4 protein-coding genes are annotated in these 3546 nt (G+C 41.5%); 3 read left to right on the top strand and 1 reads right to left on the bottom strand.

The features are described 5' to 3' along the window. From ACP45E_RS15865 to ACP45E_RS15875, 3 genes are all read left to right on the top strand, one after another. On the top strand, window positions 1-547 hold a 547-nt coding region (locus ACP45E_RS15865), incomplete at its 5' end, for an ABC transporter permease subunit (protein ID WP_069585221.1). 167 nt (window positions 548-714) lie between these two features. After that, window positions 715-1752, top strand: a complete 1038-nt coding sequence (locus ACP45E_RS15870) for an extracellular solute-binding protein (protein WP_017038594.1) — start codon at window positions 715-717, stop codon at window positions 1750-1752. Window positions 1753-1871: 119 nt separating this feature from the next. Then, complete coding sequence (locus ACP45E_RS15875; protein WP_017038593.1) at window positions 1872-2612, top strand: GGDEF domain-containing protein; 741 nt, start codon at window positions 1872-1874, stop codon at window positions 2610-2612. A 46-nt stretch (window positions 2613-2658) separates the two neighbouring features. Here ACP45E_RS15875 and cobB read toward each other — a convergent pair whose 3' ends face one another. Continuing rightward, complete coding sequence (cobB, locus tag ACP45E_RS15880; protein WP_017034286.1) at window positions 2659-3390, bottom strand: Sir2 family NAD+-dependent deacetylase; 732 nt, start codon at window positions 3388-3390, stop codon at window positions 2659-2661. Window positions 3391-3546 lie beyond the last annotated feature (156 nt).

The raw sequence follows: 3546 nt of genomic DNA on the forward strand, positions 1-3546 counted from the left end.
TGACCCGCTCTTCCGATCTTTTCGGTATCAATTCAAAGGAAAGCCCGCCGTCAATGGCATGCTTTTTATTGTCATGATGTCTCCAGATATCGTGATGGCAATTTCATTGCTTGCCTTGTTTCTACTCTTCGGCGTGCAGCTTGGATTTTTAACTTTACTGATCGCACATATTACATTTTGTTTGCCTTTTGTGGTTGTCACCGTATACAGCCGCCTAAAAGGCTTTGATGTGAAAATGCTCGAAGCCGCTAAAGATCTTGGCGCAAGTGAATGGACGATCTTGAAAAAAATCATTCTACCCATTGCCAAGCCCGCTATTGCCGCAGGTTGGTTATTGAGTTTTACACTCTCGTTGGATGACGTAATCATCAGTTCTTTTGTGACAGGTCCAAGCTATGAAATACTGCCACTCAAAATTTATTCTATGGTTAAGGTGGGCATTTCTCCTGAAGTGAACGCACTCGCCACTATTATGCTCGTCGTTTCGTTGTTTTTAGTCTTGCTCTCTCAATGGGTAGGCAAAGACAGATTGACAGCACAGCAATAAAGAATACTTATATGGATATCAGGCATATTTCGTAACACAACACGCCCTAGAAATGGGCTAATTATTTGTTGGCATATCCTTGAAATATGCGATCTTTTTTCTAAACTTACCCTATGCTTGTTATACAGGCATTTCACGTTAAGTACGCAACATAAGATGGATGTAAAATGAAAACAAAACTAAGCGTCGCAGCACTATTTGCCGCTACTTTATTCTCTCAATCAGTCTTCGCTGACGACAAAGAGCTGTATTTTTATAATTGGTCTGAATACATCCCTGCTGATGTACTAGAAAGTTTCACCGAAGAAACGGGTATCAAGGTGATTTACTCGACGTACGAGTCTAACGAGAGTATGTACGCCAAGTTAAAAACGCAGGGTTCCGGTTATGACTTAGTTGTTCCATCGACGTATTTTGTTTCAAAAATGCATAAAGAAAACATGCTGCAAGAGATTGATAAGACCAAACTCTCTCACTTTGCGGACCTCGACCCTAATTATCTAAACAAACCTTTCGATCCTGGTAACACCTACTCTATTCCTTATATTTGGGGCGCGACGGGCATTGGTGTGAATACAGATATGCTGGATGGCAGCTCACTAACAAAATGGGGAGACTTTTGGGACAGCAAATGGGAAGGTCAACTTATGCTAATGGACGACTCTCGTGAAGTCTTTCATATAGCATTAACGAAGTTAGGCTATTCACCGAATACGACTAACCCTGAAGAAATTGAACAAGCCTATCAAGAGTTACGTAAGCTAATGCCAAATGTGTTGGTGTTCAATTCGGATTTCCCTGCCAACCCATACCTTGCTGGCGAGGTTTCTTTAGGCATGTTGTGGAATGGCTCTGCTTACATGGCACGCCAGGAAGGGGCTTCCATCGATATTGTGTGGCCAGAGAAAGGCGCTATTTTCTGGATGGACAGCTTAGCGATCCCTACAGGGGCTAAAAATACAGAGGCTGCGCACAAGATGATCGATTTTCTTTTACGCCCAGAAAACGCCGCGAAGATCGCTTTAGAGATCGGTTACCCAACCCCTGTAAAGACCGCTTATCCATTGTTACCAACCGAGTTTGCTAATGATCCAAGCATTTTCCCACCGCAACACATTATGGACTCTGGCGTATGGCAAGACGAAGTTGGTGAAGCAAGTGCACTTTATGAAGAGTACTTCCAACGTCTCAAAGTAGGCAACTAAGCAGTGAGGTGTCTCGAGTAATGATTCATAAAATCTATTCGAGACACTTTTTTTCAATAAGGAAATAGGCAATCAAATATGAAATAAGGCACTCTAGTGCACTGGTTTTAATCACATTTATGCTTTTAGTTTCAATTTCTATGAAAATGCTCAGCCATTTAGTCGAAGTTGATTCTCACTACGACTTTATCTTTGAAAGCAACTCTCTCTTCATCACGGCTTATATCTATTTTATTTCTAGAAAAGTTCTTCACTCCAATCGCATATTGAAAATAGGCTTGCTCATGCTGGTATTCAATATGTTTTATGATGTTATCACCGAAATCAAAGTCCTAGGTGAACTCGCTGATAAGTATGAACTCATCGATACATTCTTAGAAGATGGGATTCTTCAGATTTCATATTTGATAATAGCGATTGGTGTAACTCGCCTTCTTAACAAAGTCTATTATGAGAATACTATTGATGAGTTAACGGGTCTTTATAATCGAAAGAAACTTAACGCTATCTCAAAACCTGAATTCGATATCGTCTATCTTGATATCAATGACTTAAAATCCGTAAACGATACCAAAGGTCATGCTGTCGGTGACTTACTCATTATTCGGTTTTCTCAAGCATTGCTTAATGCCAAACACCGTGGAGAAAAAGCATTTCGAATCGGCGGTGATGAGTTTGTCGTGATTGTAGACCCTGGAAGAGCTCAGGAGTATGTGGACTCTGTCATTCGAGTTTTGAAAGGCGAACCTATAACATTCAGTTATGGGTTTGAAACGACAACATTAGACAACATGGAGCAGGCGTTAAACCAGGCTGACTTGGCCATGTACAAAATGAAAAAGAAAAAACGCTCAGTATGATGAGCGCTCAAATCAAAAGGTTAACTGATTGCTCCTGAAGCTCACGTTAGGCTGACTTTTGGCTCTCCAGCGTAAGCAGCTCTTCTACAAGTTTAGGCACTTCTACACTGGCTTTACCATAACGCTTCTCTGCAAATTCACTTTCCACTGCACTCGGTTCTAGATTAATCTCGATTGAATGCGCCCCGTGCATTTTTGCATCGTGAACAAATCCAGCCGCCGGGTAAACAACGCCTGACGTACCAATAGAAATGAAAAGATCGGTTTGTTCTAGAGCGGAATAAATATCCCCCATTCTAAGCGGCATCTCGCCAAACCAAACGATATGTGGTCGCATCTGAGCGGGGATTTGGCAACAGTGGCACAAGTCTCCAGTCTGAATATCACCAGTGTGTTCAATAACTTGGTTTGATTCACTACAGCGAGACTTTAAAAGCTCCCCATGCATGTGGATAATGTTTTTGCTCCCGCCTTTTTCATGGAGGTTATCAATATTTTGAGTAATGATCGTGACGGTGCCTTCTAACTCTCTTTCAAGTTTACCGAGCGCTATATGTGCAGCGTTGGGGCTGATAGCATCAGATTGAAGTTTTTTACGTCGTTGATTATAGAAGTCTTGTACAAGGTCGGGATCTTTTTGAAAGCCTTCAGGCGTAGCCACATCTTCAATGCGGTGATTTTCCCACAGGCCATCTTGAGTTCTGAATGTTTTAATTCCGGACTCAGCAGATATGCCCGCCCCCGTTAAGATTACAATGTTTTTGTAAGGAAACTTCATGCTATATCCTTTTAGCGCTAACTTTAAATAAAGACTAGCACTGTTCGATACGCTTCAGAAGTGTATGTCGTTAGACCATAGTATTATTTCCCTGACTTTACTGTGGGTTCTGTGAGCCAAAACAGAAAATAGGATAAGAACAACAAGATAAGAACA

The organism is Vibrio genomosp. F10 str. 9ZD137 (assembly GCF_049974785.1).
Taxonomy (GTDB): Bacteria; Pseudomonadota; Gammaproteobacteria; order Enterobacterales; family Vibrionaceae; genus Vibrio.

Excerpts from the sequence above, each read along its gene's own strand:
- ACP45E_RS15875 (WP_017038593.1), top strand. The coding sequence starts at position 1,872 with ATGCTTTTAGTTTCAATTTCTATGAAAATGCTCAGCCATTTAGTCGAA.
- cobB (WP_017034286.1), bottom strand. The coding sequence starts at position 3,390 with ATGAAGTTTCCTTACAAAAACATTGTAATCTTAACGGGGGCGGGCATA.
- ACP45E_RS15870 (WP_017038594.1), top strand. The coding sequence starts at position 715 with ATGAAAACAAAACTAAGCGTCGCAGCACTATTTGCCGCTACTTTATTC.